This window comes from Acidimicrobiales bacterium (assembly GCA_035316325.1).
In the GTDB taxonomy this organism is placed as follows: Bacteria; Actinomycetota; Acidimicrobiia; order Acidimicrobiales; family VFJN01; genus DASXTK01.
The window spans coordinates 1-16796 of sequence record DATHJB010000091.1; the positions used below are offsets into that span (position 1 = coordinate 1).

The following is a 16796-nucleotide window of genomic DNA, read 5'->3' on the forward strand; positions in this document are numbered from 1 at the left end:
GTGGTGGGTGGCGGGCACCCGTCGCCGATGGAGAGCACCAGCAGGCCCCACACCACGATGCAGAGCCCGCCCGGCACGCCGCCTCACTCCTCCGCGACGCCGCTGCGGCTGGCCGCCGCCTCGTTGATCGCCAGCACCACGATCGACGCGAGCAGCGCGGCGCCCACGAGCGCCACCGACGGCAGGAACACGAACAGGTCGACCGCCGTGCCGATCGGCGGCACCCCGGGCATCTCGTTGCGCACCGCCGGGATCGCCACGAGCATCGCCCCCAGCCAGATGATCTGGTCGAAGCCGACCTGCCGGCGGACGATCGATCCGCCGATGAGCACGATGGTGATCAGCGCCACCACCACGATGCCGCCGACGTAGAACAGCGTGAAGCTGATCGGCAGCATCTCGCGCCCGGCGTCCAGGTCGACCCGCAGCACGTCGTCGGTCTCGTCGACCGTGCCCGACAGGTTCCAGCCCTCGGTCCGGTCGACCACCTCGACCCCGACCGGCACGCTCCGGTCGCGGCTCGACGCCTCCAGCCGGAACACCACCCGGGGCCGGTCGAACGGGTAGCTCTGCGCCCCGACCGTGGTCGACAGCGAGGCGCCGACGGGGTCGACCACCTGCCCGGCGGGGAAGTCGAAGCTCGCCGGCGGCTGCCCCGGGGAGACGATCTGCACCGTCAGCGGCTCGCGCAGCTCACCCGTCGACTTGCCGACGAACCTGCCGCGGGGAACCGGCAGCACCTGGACGTCGAAGGCGCCGGTGCCGGTGTCGAGGTCGACCGCCTCCACCTCGAGCGTGACCCGGTCCGCCCCCGGCGACAGGCCGCCGTCGTCGAGCGCCACGGCGCTGGTGTCGTGCAGCCGCATGCTGCCGATCACCAGGCCGTAGTACAGGACCAGCAGGCCCGCCCCCGCCAGGAGCACGATGCGCCAGCGCCGGCGGCGTCGGCGGGCCAGCCGGGCGCTCCCGGCCGGCCGGACGGGGCGTGTCCTGCGGATCATGGCGCACGCCTAGTCATCGAACTGGCCGATCTCCACGTCCTCGAGCACCCCGAGCGCGTCCGGCACCAGCACCGCCACCGAGTAGTAGGCGCTCACCAGGTAGGAGATGATCGCCCGCTCGCTGATGCCCATGAACCGCACCGACAGGCTGGGTTGGTACTCGTCGGGGATGCCGGTCTGGTGCAGGCCCACCACGCCCCGGTCCTCCTCGCCGAGCCGCATGACCATGATCGACGTGGTGCCGCGGTCGCTGATCGGGATCTTGTTGCACGGGAAGACCGGCACGCCGCGCCACGCCGGCAGCGAGTGGCCGCCGACGTCGACCGCGTCCGGGTACACGCCGCGCCGGGTGCACTCGCGGCCGAACGCGGCGATGGCCCGCGGGTGAGCCAGGAACAGCTGCGGCTTGGTGCGCCGCGAGATCAGCTCGTCCAGGTCGTCGGGAGTGGGCGGGCCGGAGCGGGTGCGGAGGCGCTCCCCGAAGTCGGCGTTGTGCAGCAGGCCGAACTCGCGGTTGTTCACCATCTCGTGCTCCTGGCGCTCGCGCAGGGCCTCGATGGTGAGCCGCAGCTGCTGCTCCACCTGGTCCATCGGGTCGTTGTAGAGGTCGGCCACCCGGCTGTGCACCCGCAGCACGGTCTGGGCGACGCTGAGCTGGTACTCCCGGGGCCTGGCCTCGTAGTCGACGAACGTGCCGGCCACCAGGGCCTCGCCCTCGTGGGCCGAGCTCAGCTCGATCTCCGCCTCGCCGCGGCTGTTCTGGGCGCGCGGTGGGGCGTTGCGGTACTCGTCGACGTGCGCCCGCAGCCCCTCCGACATGGTGATCAGCTCCTCGAGGCCCGGCCGCGACAGCGTCAGCAGCGTGCAGGCGGTGACGGCCTTGGCGGTGAAGGGCCACTCGCTCTCGGGCTGGGCCAGCTGCTGGTCGCCGAAGAAGTCGCCGTCCGCCAGCACGTCGAGCAGCGTCTCGCCCTCGTACTTGCCGGGGACCACCTTGTTGACCTTGCCGTGGGCGATGAGGACGATGCGGTCGGCGAGCCCGCCCGTCTCGGCGAGCAGCTCCCCCGGCCCGACGTCCACCTGTACGAAGCGGTCGGCCAGCGCCTGGAGCACCCCCTCGTCGTCGAGGGCGCGGAGCAGTGGCAGCTCCCGCAGCTCGTTGGGGATCACCCGCACGTCGGCACCGGTGGCGGTGAAGCTGACGCGGCCGTCGCCCAGCGCGTAGGTGAGGCGACGGTTCACCCGGTAGGCGCCGCCGTTCACCTGCACCCAGGGCAGCATCTTCAGCAGCCACCGGGAGGTGATGCCCTGCATCTGGGGGATGGTCTTGGTGGTGGTGGCCAGGTTGCGGGCGGCGTCCGTGCCCAGGCTCAGCTGCGAGTGGCCGTTCTCGGTGGCGGCGGCCGGGTCCATGGTCTCCGTCATGACGACTCCTGTCGGTGGGGTTGGTGGGCTGTCGGTTGGTCGGTGGGCGGCGTCAGTGGTCTCGTTCGGTCACGAAGTCGGCGAGGAGGTGCAGGGCGGCGAAGGCGGCGCGGGCGTCCGGGGCGACGGCCCGTTCGGCCAGGGGCGCCAGGGCGGCCAGCGCCTCGCCGCGGTGCCGGCGGGCCCAGGCCTGGGCGAGCCCGTAGGCGCCGCAGTCGTCGAGAGCCTCCAGCACGAACTGCTCGTCGGCTGCCGTCAGGGGGAACTGCTGGGCGTAGAGCCGCTGGAGCAGCACCCGGGTGGTGCCCTGCGACCGCTCCAGCCCGAGGACGATCGGCAGGCTCTTCTTGCGCCGGCGGATGTCGGCGCCGGTGGGCTTGCCGGTCTCGGTGTCGGTGCCCCAGATGCCGAGGACGTCGTCGCGGATCTGGAAGGCGAGGCCGAGCCGCCGCCCGAACTCCCCGAAGGCGGCGGCGATGGCCGGGTCGCCGCCGGACCCGACGAGCGCCCCGCCGTAGGTGGCGCAGCGCAGCAGGGCGCCGGTCTTGCCCTCGATCATCTCCAGGTAGCGGTCGACGCCGATGTCGGGCACCGTCTCGAAGGTGAGGTCGCGCATCTGGCCGACGGTCAGGTCGACCGCCGTGCGGGCCAGCTGCGACAGCAGCTCCGCGGTCTGGGCCGGCGACCGCTCGATGCAGCGCAGGGCGAGGGCGTAGGTGCAGTCGCCGATGTTGATGGCGTGCGGCTCCCCCACCACCGTCCACAGCGCCGGCCGCCCCCGACGGGTGCGGTCGCCGTCTTCGATGTCGTCGTGCACGAGGCTCCAGTTGTGCACCAGCTCCACCGCCGCCGCGAACGGCAGCACCGCGTCGACGTCCCCGGTGGAGGTGGGATCGGCGGCTCGCGACGCCAGGACCGCCAGGGTGGCCCGGAGCTTCTTGCCGGCCGGGGTGCGGGCGTCGGGGGCGAGGGGGCGGAGCTGCTCGTCGTGCCAGCCGAGGTGGTAGCCGATCGCGGCCCGGAGCCAGGCGTCGGGCACCTCGTCGTCGACGACGTCGGCGGTGGTGGCGTCGACCCGGGCGCTGTAGGCACCGAGGTGCTGCAACGCCGTCGCCCGGGCGGGGATGGGTACAGCTCCGGGAACCAGAACCGGAACCGCATCTACGACCGTCACCGTTCCGGTCGCGTCCGGTGCCGCCAACCGCAGGGCGTCGAGCACCTCGCTGGCCGCCACCGCGCGGTCGTCGTCGAGCAACCCCTCCTCGCCCCGTGACCGCAGCAGGTCACGCAGCTCCCGGGGCGGCGGGAAGTACTCGTCCTCACTGGTCACGTCGACCATCTCGACGCCGTAGCGGGGCGCCAGCCGGGCGACCACCCGGCGCACCAGCTCGTCGGGCGCCGACGCCCCGGCGGTGACGCCGACCGTGGCGCCCAGGCCGGCCGGGACGTCGTCGGGCCCGTCGACCCGCACCACCCGCGCACCCCCGGACGACCGCCGCGCCACCTTCTCCAGCGCCAGCGTGTTCGACGAGTTGGCCGAGCCGATGACCACCACGGCGTCGCACCGCGGCGCCATCGCCTTCACCGCCGCCTGGCGGTTGGTGGTGGCGAAGCACAGGTCGCTGCGAGACGGGACCCACACGTCGCCGAAGCGCCGCCGCGCCGCCGCCAGGATCTCCTTCCACTCGTCGACCCCGAGCGTGGTCTGCGCCAGGAAGGCGACCGGGCCGTCGAGGTCGCGCAGGTCGACCACGTCGTCGGGCCGCCCCACCAGGTAAGTCCGGGCCGGCGCCACCGCCAGCGTGCCGACGGCCTCGTCGTGGGTGGCGTGCCCGGCGTAGACGACGGCATGGCCCTTCTCGCTGCGCTGGCGCACCTCGTGGTGCACCTTCTGCACCAGCGGGCACACCGCGTCGACCACCAGCTGTGAGCGCCGGCGGGCCGCCCGCACCACCTCGGGCGCCGAGCCGTGCGCCGACAGCATGAGCGGGGCTCCGGCGGGCACGTCGTCCACGTCGTCGACGAACACCACGCCAGCCCGGCGGAAGCGCTCGACCACCAGCCGGTTGTGGACGATCTCGTGGTAGCAGAAGACGGGCGGGTCGAAGGTCCGCACCATCCAGGCCAGCGCCTTGATGGCCATCTCCACTCCGGCGCAGAAGCTGCGCGGCGTGGCGAGCAGCACGCGCTCGACCGGGGTGACCTCTTCGGCTTCGGACGACAACAGCACGCGTCCTCCCGTGGGGTGCAGGAAGCGATGGCGGGGCGCGCGCGTTCGACGTGAACGGAAGCAGGTGTAGAGCCGTCGGGTGCCTCAGGCGCGTGCAGACATCGCTCGGAGGGCTATGTGGAGCAGGTGGTGCAGGGGAACTTCAGGGGTCCGTCGAACACGCAACGTAGTTCCCTCACCCGCTGTGGTGGCCAAAAACCGTGCGCCAATTGGCGCGATTTCAGTTGAGCTTGGCCTCCACCAGCTCGCCGACCGCGTCCCACAGCTGCGCCCGAGCCTCGAGGCAGGCCCGCGCCGAGATCTCGGCCCGCGCCCAGCGCTCGGGGTTGTCGCCGCACGCGGAGACCAGGAGGTACTCAGCCATGTCGCTGTGCGAGTCGCCGTCGAGCTGCACGTGGCGCACCAGGTAGTGGCGCAGCAGCTCGGCGTCGTCGAGCGCGCCGGCCTCGTGGAGGATGCGGTCGAACATGATCGGGATCACCGTCTCCCGACCGAAGGCGAACGCCGCCACCAGCTCCTCGTCGCTCGCCCCCGCCGCCGTCCACGTGGTGCTGAGGAAGTTCGCCACCGCCGGCGGGCAGCCACTGGCCGCCAGCGCCACCTCGAAGTCGACGCCGGAGCCGAGGCTGTCGACGAAGCGCGACACCTGCTCGGTGCGGGCGTCGACCTCCTCCATCGAGCCCACGTAGAGCTCGAAGTGGCTGCAGAAGCCGCGGCCGACGGGGTGCTCGTCGCTCTCCTCCTCGAGCACGATCTCGTTGACGAAGCGGCGCACGGTGGCGTCGCCCCGCGGCGTCCACGGGATGACCGTGGACGTGTAGCGCTGCTGGATGGCCTTCACCAGGTTCATGAAGTCCCACACCGCCCACACGTGGTGCTCCATGAAGGCCCGGAGGTCGTCCACCGAATCCACCGCGGCGTACACCGGATGGGTGTGGACCCTCTCGAGCGGTTCTGCCAGAGCTGTCCGCAGCGAATCCAGCTGCGGTGATACCACCTGCGAGTCACGCACCTGCAAGGTCATGCTGGGAGCCCCCCACCGTTTGAGCCGATGGGTGCAGAGTACCCGGCTGCTCGTTACGTCTCCATGACACTACGCAAGGTGGGCGAAACGAATGCGTGCAGTGTGCGAACATGCACCCCTGTTCGCTGCCCGGCCTGGTCAGGGGAGCAGGAGGTCGAGCAGGGCGCCGAGCAGGCCCCCGCCGTTGCCCGAATCGCCTGGCGGCGGCTCGGTCGTCGTGGACGTGGTCGGGCCCGACGTGGAGGGCGTCGTCGTAGGCGAGGTGGTCGTCGGGTCGGGCTCGACCCACGAGGGCGACGTCGATCCCGTCGACGGCGGTTCGAGCTGGCCCGGCTCAACGGGCGAGTCGAGCACCGACCCACCGCTGCCGTCGGGCTCGGTGTCGGTGCCGCCCGCGGGATCGTCCGCGTCGTCGCTGTCGGTCCCCTCGATCGACGACTCGAGGCGCGTCGAGGTCTCCCAGCGCGCGCCGTCGGGACCGTCGCGCCCGGACGGGCTCGAGGACCCGTCCCGGTCGTCCGTACCGTTGTCACTACGTTCCGTGTCCGACGTCGCATCCTGCGACGGCGAGGACGAGGCGTCCTCCCGGGTCACCCACAAGAGCGACCCCAGAGCCAACAACCAGACCACCGCCACCGTCACCGCTCCTGCCAGCGGATGGATACGTCGGAGCGTCAACCGGACCGTGCCGCGCACAGCCCTGACGAAGTCCACCAGCCCCAACATGACCGTTATTCTGCACCACCACACAGCGTGGCGCTTGGTCGGGGTTCAGGGGAGGTCGGCGAGGACCGTGTCGGCGACGGCGACCACGGCGGGCAGCTGGTCCTCCAGCACCCAGGTGACCGCGGGGACCGACGCCAGCGGGAAGCTCAGATGCGGCCGCCCGGAGAGCATGAGGTAGAGACGCTCGGCGACCCACTCCGGGTCGTCGTAGCGCAGCTCGGGCCGGGGCGTGACCGACAGGCGGTCGAGGAAACGGTCCCAGCGCTCCCGGTCGCCGGGCACCACCGCGTCGGCGTGCTGGGGGGCCACGTCGAGCGCCCGCCAGAACGCCGTCTCGGTGGCGGAGCCGAGCAGCGTGCCGTCCAGAAGCAGCTCCCAGCCGATGTGACCGATGGCGCGGGCCGGGCCGCGCCCCAGGTCGTGGCCCGCCAGGCCTGACCGGATCGCCGCCATCCCGGTGCGGAACTCGGGGTGGGCGTGGAACGCGGCGTCGACCTCGATGTGGCAGCGCACGCCCTCGCTCAGGCGACCGTCGAGGCCGCCGCGGTCGAGGCGCACGCCGGCCATCGACACCAGGTCGGGCAGCGCGGCGCCGAACAGGAACTCGGGGTCGTCGGCGCCCGTCGCCTGCGCCACGAACGTGTGCCCGAGGAAGTTCACGCCCCCACTATGGCGGTCCCGTCCGCTCGTCACCCGCTGGGGCCGAAGCGCTCCACCCGGACGTGCTCGGCGGGGACGCCGAGGTCGACGCAGAGGTCACCGGCGGCGCCGGCGAAGCCGGCCGACCCGCAGACGTACACGGTGGTGTCGTCGCCGAGGTCGCGGAGGTGCGGCGCCAGGTCGTCGGCGCGCAGGCGACCGACCGGACGCCCGTCGCCCGGCGGCGCCGCCCGGGAGTAGGCGACGGTGGTCTCGGGGCCGGGGATCTCGTCGGCGTAGTAGAGGTCGTCCGGGCTGCGGACGGAGAGGACCAGCCGCACGAGGTCGGAGCGACCCGAGCGACGGGCCAGCCGCAGCATCGCCATCAGCGGCACCACGCCGGAGCCGCCGCCGACCAGCAGCGCGGGGGCGTCGCCGTCCCACACGAACCAGCCGCCGATGGGCCCCCGCACCTCCAGCTCGTCGCCGACCACCACCTCGTCGTGCAGGAAGGTGGAGACCTCGCCGTCGTCGAGGCGTTCGACGGTGAGGTCGAGGCGGTCGGTGTCGTCGGGCGGCGAGGCGACCGAGTACGAGCGCGAGGCGGTGTAGCCGTCCGGGGCGGTGAGGCGCACCACGTAGTGCTGGCCGGCCCGGTGGGGTGGGCGGTCGGGCACGGCGAGGTGGAAGGTGCGGGCGCGGGCCGTCTCGTCGGTGATGCCGACCACGGTGGCGACCCGCCAGGGGATGCTCACCACGTCAGTCGCCCTGGTAGCGCTGCTCCAGCCAGGGGTCGCCCCGGTCGTGGTAGCCGTTGACCTCCCAGAAGCCCGGCTCGTCGTGGTCGAGGAGGCGCAGGCCGGCGACCCACTTGGCGCTCTTCCAGAAGTAGAGGTGCGGCACGATCATGCGGACCGGGCCGCCGTGGTCACGGGACAGCGGCTCGCCGTCGACCTCCCAGGTGATCCAGGCCTTGCCGTCGGTGACGTCGGCCAGCGGGAGGTTGGTGGTGTAGCCGGTCTGCGAGAAGGCGACGACGTGGGTGGCGGTCGGCTGGGGCCGGGCGATCTCCAGCAGGGTGTCGACGGCGACGCCGGTGAAGGTCATGTCGAACTTCGACCACGTGGTGACGCAGTGGATGGCGCCCTGGTAGCTCGACGGCGCAAGGGCGTGGACGTCGTCCCACGTCCAGGTGGTGGGCTGCTCGACCAGGCCCTCCACGGTGAAGGTCCACGTGGCGGGGTCGATCTTGGGGGTAATCTCGGCGTTGAGGACCGGCCAGGTGTTGCCGGCGTCGTACTGGCCGGGCGGGAGCCGCTGGTCTTCCCCACCGCGCCGCCGACCGCTGAACCCTCGGGTGAAGCGCGCCATGTCCAAAGACGTTATTGCCTCGGCGAAGCCCGAGACCGCTTGGGGCGGCGGCGGGGTGGTTGGATGGGCCTACGGTGGCCGGATGACCAGCCGCGATCCGTTCGTCGACGCCGCTCTTGCCGAGGCTCTGGCGGGCCGGGACGAGGGCGGCATCCCGATCGGCTCGGTGCTCGTGATCGACGGCGAGATCGTCGGCCGGGGCCACAACCGGCGGGTGCAGGACGGCAGCGTGGTGCTCCACGCCGAGATGGACTGCCTGGAGCGGGCGGGACGGCGGTCGGCGGCCGACTACCGGCGGGCCACCATCTACTCCACGCTCTCGCCGTGCGACATGTGCAGCGGGGCGATCCTGCTGTACGGCATCCCGCGGGTGGTGATCGGCGAGAGCCGCACGTTCGCCGGGCCCGAGGCCTACGTGGCATCGCGGGGCGTGGAGGTGGAGGTGGTCGACGACCCCCGCTGCGTGGCCCTCATGGACGAGTTCGTGGCCGCCCACCCCGACCTCTGGAACGAGGACATCGGCGAGTAGCCGGGTCGGCGGGTCAGCCGGCGCCCTTGCACTCCGCGACGACGCGGCCGAGGGTTCCGAGCTCGTCCGGGTCGAGGAACGTCGTCAGCTCGGCCGACGCACCGCTGGCCCAGAGGGCGTAGATCTCCACGAACCGCTCGCGGCCGAAGCCGTCCATCCAGCCGCGCACCAGGCACTGCGGGCTCTCGGCGTCGAGTCGCTCGAGCACGGTGGGCTTGAGGGTGGCGGCGATCAGCGCCTCCACCGTGGCGTCGTCGAGGCACTCCATCGCCACGGGCAGACCGGACTGCACCTCCTCCCGGTTCAGGGCCGTGAGCAGGTCGGCGCCGTCGAGGACGCCCACCTCGGTGAGCCGGTCGGTGCCCACGGTGTCGACGATGCTCTCCGCCATGCAGCCGGCGTCGGCGCCGTCGACCGCACCGGCCGACGTGGTCGTCACGTAGCCGGCCACCGCCGCCGTCAGCGGGTCGTCCGGCTCAGGCGGGGAGGAGCCGGACGACCCGGGCGACCCCGGGTCGTCGGGACTCACCACCTCGCCGGGGTCGAGGACGACGAGCACGACGGCCGCCACCGCCACGAGGGCCAGGACCGCGCCGGCGGCGATGGCCAGCGTGCGCCGGCGGCGGGGTCGTCGCCGGCCGCGTGGGCGCCAGGTAGGGCTCTGGGTCGGGACGTGGTCCGGTGGCAGGAGGTCCACCGATTCGTCGGGCGCGGTCGCTTCGGCGAGCGCCTCCGTCGGGTTGAGCACCTCGGCCTGGCTGTCGGCGACGCGCGACGACCACTGGCTTCCGGTCCAGTAGCGGTACTCGTGCCGTCCCGTCGGGTCCGTGTACCAGCCCGGAGTCGACGTCGTCTCCACCCGCGCCCCCTTTGCCCACCCAACCCTGTCCGTACCAAGCATGCCGGGAGAACTACGGAGCGCGACGTTCAGAGACCCCGCAGGTGCGTCGTTCGTGCAGCCCACGCGTGGGAATTTGGCAGCCGAGCACCGGCTCGCCAGCGGGGTCTCCGGCAGCACAGCACCGCAACACGAGACAAGGCGGATCAGTCCGCAGACGTTCTCAGACGGTCACGGTGCCCTCGATGCAGGTGACGGTGCCGCCACCCACCCAGATGGTGCCGGCGTCATCGACGTCGATCGAGACCCGGCCGGCGCGGCCCAGCACGGTCCCCTGACCGGCGACGTAGGGCGCCGTCACCCGGCCGGTGCGCAGCAACCACGAGGCCAGCGAGGCGTTGAGGCTGCCGGTGACCGGGTCCTCGGCGAGGCTGGAGCCGCCGTCCTTGGGGAAGAAGGCGCGCACCTCGATGGCCGGGTCGGCCGGGTCGGCGGAGTCGCCCTCGTCGGCCGGCGGGTAGAGGGCGACGACGCCGATGTCGAGGTCGGACGAGCCGGGCCGCAGCGCTAGCACCGCGTCGACGCTGCCCAGCAGCACGGCGAGCCAGCCGGGGCCGTTGTCGACCCACTCGGCGTCGAGGACGTCGGCGCGGTCGATCCCCAGCACCTCGGCGACCTGCTGCACCAGCGGCTCCTCCACCGGGCCCTCGCGCTGCAGCGGCGGGGCGGCGAAGGCCAGCGTCCCCGCGTCGGATCGGCGCACGGGCACCAGGCCGACGCCGCACTGCTGCACGGTGACGTCAGGTCGCCGGGGCCGGCCGCCCGCGGTGAGCCAGGCGTGGCAGGTGCCCAGCGTGGGGTGGCCGGCGAACGGCAGCTCGCCGCCGGGGGTGAAGATGCGCACCCGGTAGTCGGCGCCGGGGTCGGTGGTCGGTAGGACGAACGTCGTCTCGGAGAGGTTGGTCCACCGGGCGAACCGCTGCATCGCCTCCGTGTCGAGGTCGTCGCCGACGAGCACCACGGCCACGGGGTTGCCCCGGTACGGCGTGTCGGTGAAGACGTCGACCTGGCGGAACGGGCGGCTGCGGCGGGTCACGAGCCGGAGTCTGCCAGCATGAGGCATGTCGTCGGTCGGGGATGTGGCGTCGGCGGAGCGCCGCGAGCTCACCACCACCGTCGGGGTGACCGCGGCGCTGTGGCTGCTGTTCTCGGCGGCGTGGCCGCTCCTGCCGGTCCGCTGGTTCGTCACGCTGGTGCACGAGGCGGGGCACGCCGCCGCGGCGACGGTGCTCGGCGGCGACGTGAGCAGCGTGACCGTCAACCGCCACGGCGGCGGGCTGACGCAGTGGAGCTACCCCGGGGAGATCCCGACGCTGCAGCGGGTGCTGGTGGCCTCCGCGGGCTACGTGGGTGCGGCGGTGGTCGGCGGCGTGATGATCGAGCTGGCCGCCCGGCTGCGTCGGGGGCGGGCGGCGCTGCTGGCGCTGGCGGCCCTGGTGGCGCTGATCGGGGTGGCCTGGGTGCCGTGGCGGTTCGACGCCGAGGGGTCGGTGGCGCAGGCCACCGGCTCGTCGTCGGGTGACGGCCGGTTCTCGACGGTGTTCTGGCTGGTGGCGGCGGCCGCCCTGGTGGGCCTGGCGGTGCAGCCGTCGGAGCGGTTGCGACGGGTGACGGTCTTGGCGTTGGCGACCTCGCTGTGCCTCGCCAGCATCGACGACCTCCGCCGGGTGCTCGAGGTCTCCAGCCGGGGCGGCCACTCCGACGCCGCCGCGGCGGCCGCGGTGACGCCGCTGTCGTCGTGGATGTGGTCGGCGGTGTGGCTGCTGATCGGCGTGGGTGCGTGCGCGGCGGGCCTGTGGTCGGCGCTGTCCTCGCGGAAGAGGCAGTGATTCCGCCGTTTCCGCGGGCGTCAGCGCGGTAAACATACGTCCGTCAAGCGTCGGCGCGGCGGCTCGGGGAATTAGTAGCCATGGCAGTTGTTTCCATGTACTGTACTTGCCGTGGAAGAGCTCCGACCCACCACCGGTTCCCTGGTGTGGCACCTGGCGCTGCGGTGGCGGGCGGCGGTCGACCGGGAGGTGGCGCAGTTCGGGCTGACCCACGCCCAGTACTCGGCGCTGGCCTCGCTGCGGGCCCTCGCCCGCCGGGGGGAGACCCCGAGCCAGCGCCGGCTCGCCGAGTACACCGGGCTGGGGCCGATCTACGTGTCGAAGCTGGCGCGGGCGCTCGAGCGGGGCGGGCTGGTCGCCCGGGTGACCGACCCCACCGACGCCCGGGCCCGGCAGCTCACGCTCACCGACCAGGGCGCGGAGATCGCCGACCGGGCGATGACCGTCGTCCGGGCGCTCGACGCCGAGCTGACCGCGCCCCTGGGCGGCCCGGACGGCAGCCGCATCCGCACCCTCGGGAAGTCCCTGCAAACGCTGTTGCAGGCGGCCCCCGAACCCGAACCCGAACCCGACGTCGAGACCGGAGACGAGCCATGACCGCTACCACTCCCCCGCTCACCCGCTACCTCGGTACTGCCGAGCGGACGCTGCGAGCCCTGCTGGAGCAGCTGAGCGACGAGGCCGGCCTGTCGTTCCCCGAGTGGACGACGCTGGTCGTCCTCGACACCGCCGGGCCGCTCGGGCGGGACGAGCTGGTTCGCCAGCAGGTCGCCGGCCGCGTGGCGGGCGAGGCCCTGGCGGCGGCCTCGATCGACGACCTGGTGTCGTCGGGTCTGATCGCCTCCGCCGGCGACGACGACCCCCGCCTCTCCCTCACGGCGGCCGGCGAGGTGGTGTTCCGCCCCCTCCGCCAGACGGTCACCCGGATCACCGACGACCTCTACGGCGACCTCCCGCCCACCGACCTCGCCGCCACCCGACGCACCTTGGAGGAGATCACCCGCCGCGCCACCGCCCACCTGGCCGCCACCGCCTGACCCACCCCCGTCGCTGCGTCGCCCACGAACCGAATCGGTCGCCGTACGTCGCAGCGATCCGGCCGTCGGGCACTCGGCGGTGCCGAGCGACCGTTTCGGTCGCCCCACCCTGCAGCGACGTTCAGTCGGAGGCGGTGGGGGTGGGGGCGGCGATGTGGCCGGAGGAGCGGCGGTGGGCGCGGGCGCGGTCCTCCAGGGCGATCGCGAAGGCACGCCAGGCGGCGCTGTAGCGGCGGCAGGCGTCGGCGACCTCGTAGACCCGGCTGATCGGCAGGTCGTGGACGAACAGCTGCCAGTCGGCCTCGTCGATGCGGCGTTGCTCGAACCACGCCACGAAGTCGGGGCCGGTCGGCTCCGGGGGCGGCGCCGCGCCGGGCTCCTCCTGGGCCTGTTTGCGCTTGCGGCGCCGACCCGAGCGGGCCGCCAACTCGCTGGCACCCCGGCCGAGCCGCTGGCGCACGTCGCGCACGGTCGCCTGCGAGGCGCCGGTGAGGGAGGCGATCGACCGGGTCGAGGCGTCGGGGTCGGACCGCACCACCTCGGCGACGCGACGCCGGACCTCGGACGGGTCGACCGGCCGCTTCCGCCCGTCACGCCCGATGCGGGCGCGTGACTGATCAGAATCCTCGGTTGCGCGGCCCCGCAGCCGGGCGACGGTCTTCGGCGACAGCCCACTGACGCCGGCGATGCGCCGGTCCGACCACTCGGGCACCAGCTCGACGATCCGGGTCGCCGCCTTCTCCCGCTCCCCCAGCGTGAGTGGCTTGCCGTGGGTGACGTTGCTGCGCACCGCCTCGATGTGCGCCGCGGTCTCGTCGCCGTCGAAGAGCACCGCCCGGATCGTCACCCGCCCCAGCGAGAGCGCCGCGTGCACCCGGTGCACGCCGTCGATCACCCGCAGCGTGGGGAGGTGGACGAGGATCGGCGGCACGTCGTCGAGCACCTCGGCCAGGGCCGCGACGTGCCCACCGTCGCAGAGCTCCCGCCGAGGCGACAACCCGAATCGCAAGCGCTCGATGAGGACGTCCTCGATCCGCTGGCCCTGCATGCACTGCCTCCGCCTCGCAATGGGTGGAAAACGGACATTTGACCATGAAGAGCAGGAACGATGGGACGTCGAACCTGCCTTACATTGTAAATATCCTCGACCACTCAATTATGGCTAATAACAGACATGTCAAGACCTCTCGACGTTGCGCGCCAAGGGGTCTTGACGGGCGAGGCCACCAGTGCGACCTTCTGACAGGCAAGTAGCCAGCACCCCAAGGCGCTGACTTCCCGGAACTGCCCCCGGCAAACAAGTGGCAAATGAACCCGTCGGAGATCGCCCCTGCATGAACAATGACTACGAAGCATTTTGCATGGCAGATCCCCTGTTCTATGACAATCCAGGGAGAGCGGTCACCGCCGAGTCCTACGCTCTCAGCAGGCGCGAAGCTCCGCATCTCTGGCGACGGGTCCCCCGCGGCGACTGGATCATTCTCTCGCCGGACGACCACGACCTCCCGGGCCAGGGTTGGAAGATCCACGTGTCGGGCTGCCTCGACAACGCCGAGCGGATCATCGAGACCGTCTGGGACTACTGCCTCCAACGGCACGTGCCCTTCAAGTTCCTCTCCGGCCCCCGGGTGGTGCTGGCACGCAACGCGAAGTACGCCGGTCGGGGCGGCAGCGGCAAGCTCGTCACCGTCTACCCCCGCGACGACGCCGAGCTCGAGATCCTGTGCGGCGACCTCGCCCGCGCCCTCGCCGGCGAGCCCGGCCCCTACATCCTGAGCGACCTGCGCTGGGGCGACGGCCCGGTCCACGTGCGCTACGGCGGCTTCACCCCCCGCCACTGCCACGACGAGCACGGCGAGCTGGTGCTGGCCATCGAGGACGCCGACGGCGAGCTCGTGCCCGACGTGCGCGGGCCCGTGTTCGCGGTGCCGCCGTGGGTCACGCCCCCGGCGTGCCTCGCCCCCCACCTGGCGGCCCGCAACGCCACCACCCTCGGGGAACTGCCCTACTCCATCGACCAGGCGCTCCACTTCTCCAACGGCGGCGGCGTGTACGCCGGCGTCGACCGGCGGTCCGGCGAGCGGGTGGTGCTCAAGGAGGCCCGACCCCACGCCGGGCTCGACGGCGAAGGCACCGATGCCGTCGCCCGCCTCCGCCGCGAGCGCGACGCCCTCGAGCGCCTCCGCGGGCTCGACGCCGTGCCCCGGCTCGTCGACCACCTGACGATCGGCGAGCACGAGTTCCTGGTGATGGAGCACGTCGAGGGCGAGGCGCTCAACACGGTGCTGGCGCAGCGATGTCCCGTGCTCGGCGCCGAGGCGAGCGACGACGAGCTGACCGCCTTCGCCGACTGGGCCCGAGCCATCCACCACGACGTCGCCCAGGCCGTCGCCGCCATCCACGAGCGCGGCATCGTCTACGGCGACCTGCACATGTTCAACGTGCTCGTCCGGCCCGACGGGCGCATCTGCCTGATCGACTTCGAGGTGGCCGACGACGTCGACGCCGAGCGCCGGCCCACCCTCGGCGCCGTCGGCTACGTCGCTCCCCCGGAGCGCCGCGGCGTCGACCTCGACCTCTACGCCCTGGCCTGCCTGCAGCTGGCCCTGTTCCTGCCGCTCGAACGGCTCCTGGCCCTCGACCGGGCCAAGGCCGCCCACCTCGCCGACGCCGTCGCCGACACCTTCCCCGTGCCCCGGGCCTGGCTCGACCAAGCGGTCGAGGTGATCACGGGACGCCCCGCCGCCGCCACGGTGGTCCCGTCGGCGTGGCGGATCGAGCCCGACCCCGGCGGCTGGGAGCGCACCCGCCAGGCCGTCGGCGACGCCGTGCTGGCCAGCGCCACGCCCGAGCGGCAGGACCGGCTCTTCCCCGGCGACGTGGTGCAGTTCCACACCGGCGGCCTCAACGTGGCCCACGGCGCCGCCGGCGTGCTCCTCGCCCTCGACGTCACCGGGGTCGGCCGCTTCCCCGACCACGAGGAATGGCTGGTCCAGCGGCTGCACGGCCCCGCACCCGACACCGGCGCCGAGGCCCGACCGGGCTTCTACGACGGCGCCCACGGCATCGCCCACGTGCTGGCCCGCCTGGGCCACGCCGAGGAGGCCGCCAAGATCCTCGACGCCTGCCTCGACCACGGCTGGGAGAGCGCCGGCGACGACCTCTACGGCGGGCTCGCCGGCATGGGCCTCAACTACCTGCACATGGCCGACGCCACCGGCGACCCGGCGCTCCACGACGCCGCCCAGCAGATCACCCAGCGGCTCGGCGACCGGCTCGGTCATGTCGACGACGTCGCCGAGACCAGCGGCAACGGCCACCCGTTCGCCGGGCTCATGCGGGGGTCGTCCGGCCCGGCGCTGCTGTTCGTGCGCATGTACGAGCACGGCGGCGACCCGGCGCTGCTCGACCTCGCCGCCACCGCCCTACGGCAGGACCTGCGCCGCTGCGTCACGCTCGCCGACGGCCAGATGCACGTGAACGAGGGCTTCCGGACGCTCCCCTACCTGGCGCTCGGCAGCGCCGGCATCGGCCTGGTGCTCACCCGCTACCTGGCCCACCGCCCCGACGACGAGCTGGCCGACGCCGTCACCGCCATCCGGGCGGGCGCCGACGCCATGTTCTACGTGCAGCCCGGCCTGTTCAACGGGCGGGCCGGCATGGTCCTGTCGCTGGCGGACGGCCGCCCGGCGGGGGCGCCGGCCACCCCCGAGGTGGCCGCCCAGGTGCGGCGGCTCGGCTGGCACGCCCTCACCTACCAGGGCCACCTCGCCTTCCCGGGCGACCAGCTGCTGCGCCTGTCGATGGACCTGGCCACCGGGGCCGCCGGGGTGCTCTTCGCCCTGGGCGCGGCCCTCCACGATCGCCCCGTGCACCTCCCCTTCCTGGAGCCTGCACGCGGCCACACGACCGACCAGTTGAAGGAGAGGAGGTGAACACAATGACACTCTTGGACCTCCAGGGAATGGACACCACCGGCGGTCACGGCGGCGGCGGTGGTGGCGGCAAGGACCACAGCGGTCTCAGCCTCCTCATCTGCGGCGGATCGGACAGCAGCCTCAGCATCGTCATCTGCTGACGCTCGGAC

17 protein-coding genes are annotated in these 16796 nt (G+C 72.9%); 6 read left to right on the forward strand and 11 right to left on the reverse strand.

Going from position 1 to position 16796, the window contains the following annotated elements; translation table 11 throughout:
• Positions 1 to 83: 83 nt before the first annotated feature.
• From VK611_12940 to VK611_12975, 8 genes are all read right to left on the reverse strand, one after another.
• Positions 84 to 1001 (reverse strand): DUF4436 family protein, encoded by a 918-nt coding sequence (locus VK611_12940; GenBank protein HMG42236.1) that lies wholly within the window; start codon positions 999 to 1001, stop codon positions 84 to 86.
• 9 nt (positions 1002 to 1010) lie between these two features.
• A complete protein-coding gene (locus VK611_12945; protein HMG42237.1) occupies positions 1011 to 2426 on the reverse strand; it encodes a family 2B encapsulin nanocompartment shell protein in 1416 nt (471 codons plus the stop codon).
• 52 nt (positions 2427 to 2478) lie between these two features.
• Positions 2479 to 4650, reverse strand: coding sequence for a 4-hydroxy-3-methylbut-2-enyl diphosphate reductase (gene ispH, locus VK611_12950; GenBank protein HMG42238.1), 2172 nt, complete (start codon positions 4648 to 4650; stop codon positions 2479 to 2481).
• 226 nt (positions 4651 to 4876) lie between these two features.
• Positions 4877 to 5680: a DUF3050 domain-containing protein gene (locus VK611_12955; protein HMG42239.1), complete on the reverse strand. Its 804-nt coding sequence runs from the start codon at positions 5678 to 5680 to the stop codon at positions 4877 to 4879.
• Positions 5681 to 5818: 138 nt separating this feature from the next.
• Positions 5819 to 6406 (reverse strand): hypothetical protein, encoded by a 588-nt coding sequence (locus VK611_12960; GenBank protein HMG42240.1) that lies wholly within the window; start codon positions 6404 to 6406, stop codon positions 5819 to 5821.
• A gap of 45 nt (positions 6407 to 6451) precedes the next feature.
• Complete coding sequence (locus VK611_12965; GenBank protein ID HMG42241.1) at positions 6452 to 7066, reverse strand: hypothetical protein; 615 nt, start codon at positions 7064 to 7066, stop codon at positions 6452 to 6454.
• Positions 7067 to 7095: 29 nt separating this feature from the next.
• Positions 7096 to 7803: a ferredoxin reductase gene (locus VK611_12970; GenBank protein HMG42242.1), complete on the reverse strand. Its 708-nt coding sequence runs from the start codon at positions 7801 to 7803 to the stop codon at positions 7096 to 7098.
• Position 7804: 1 nt separating this feature from the next.
• On the reverse strand, positions 7805 to 8416 hold the full coding sequence (locus VK611_12975) for a sulfite oxidase-like oxidoreductase (protein HMG42243.1): 612 nt from the start codon (positions 8414 to 8416) through the stop codon (positions 7805 to 7807).
• Between the two features lie 82 nt (positions 8417 to 8498).
• Here VK611_12975 and VK611_12980 point away from each other — a divergent pair, with 82 nt between their 5' ends.
• A complete protein-coding gene (locus tag VK611_12980; GenBank protein ID HMG42244.1) occupies positions 8499 to 8945 on the forward strand; it encodes a nucleoside deaminase in 447 nt (148 codons plus the stop codon).
• 13 nt (positions 8946 to 8958) lie between these two features.
• On the opposite strand, the gene VK611_12985 is transcribed toward VK611_12980, so the two are convergent.
• Both VK611_12985 and VK611_12990 read right to left on the reverse strand, forming a co-directional pair.
• Positions 8959 to 9804, reverse strand: a complete 846-nt coding sequence (locus VK611_12985) for a DUF2510 domain-containing protein (protein HMG42245.1) — start codon at positions 9802 to 9804, stop codon at positions 8959 to 8961.
• Positions 9805 to 10006: 202 nt separating this feature from the next.
• The gene (locus VK611_12990) at positions 10007 to 10879 is read right to left on the reverse strand and encodes a PhzF family phenazine biosynthesis protein (GenBank protein HMG42246.1); all 873 of its coding nucleotides are present in this window, start codon (positions 10877 to 10879) and stop codon (positions 10007 to 10009) included.
• A gap of 25 nt (positions 10880 to 10904) precedes the next feature.
• Here VK611_12990 and VK611_12995 point away from each other — a divergent pair, with 25 nt between their 5' ends.
• From VK611_12995 to VK611_13005, 3 genes are all read left to right on the forward strand, one after another.
• Positions 10905 to 11672 (forward strand): M50 family metallopeptidase, encoded by a 768-nt coding sequence (locus VK611_12995; GenBank protein HMG42247.1) that lies wholly within the window; start codon positions 10905 to 10907, stop codon positions 11670 to 11672.
• Positions 11673 to 11783: 111 nt separating this feature from the next.
• On the forward strand, positions 11784 to 12269 hold the full coding sequence (locus VK611_13000; GenBank protein ID HMG42248.1) for a MarR family winged helix-turn-helix transcriptional regulator: 486 nt from the start codon (positions 11784 to 11786) through the stop codon (positions 12267 to 12269).
• The gene (locus VK611_13005; GenBank protein HMG42249.1) at positions 12266 to 12709 is read left to right on the forward strand and encodes a hypothetical protein; all 444 of its coding nucleotides are present in this window, start codon (positions 12266 to 12268) and stop codon (positions 12707 to 12709) included. The genes VK611_13000 and VK611_13005 overlap by 4 nt, the downstream gene beginning before the upstream one ends.
• A 121-nt stretch (positions 12710 to 12830) precedes the next feature.
• Here the strand turns inward: VK611_13005 and VK611_13010 are convergent, their stop codons facing one another.
• Positions 12831 to 13757, reverse strand: coding sequence for a ParB/RepB/Spo0J family partition protein (locus VK611_13010; protein HMG42250.1), 927 nt, complete (start codon positions 13755 to 13757; stop codon positions 12831 to 12833).
• Between the two features lie 286 nt (positions 13758 to 14043).
• Between VK611_13010 and lanKC the strand changes: the two genes are divergently transcribed.
• Positions 14044 to 16644: a class III lanthionine synthetase LanKC gene (gene lanKC, locus VK611_13015; protein HMG42251.1), complete on the forward strand. Its 2601-nt coding sequence runs from the start codon at positions 14044 to 14046 to the stop codon at positions 16642 to 16644.
• A gap of 5 nt (positions 16645 to 16649) precedes the next feature.
• Positions 16650 to 16787, forward strand: coding sequence for a SapB/AmfS family lanthipeptide (locus tag VK611_13020; protein ID HMG42252.1), 138 nt, complete (start codon positions 16650 to 16652; stop codon positions 16785 to 16787).
• Positions 16788 to 16796: the final 9 nt, after the last annotated feature.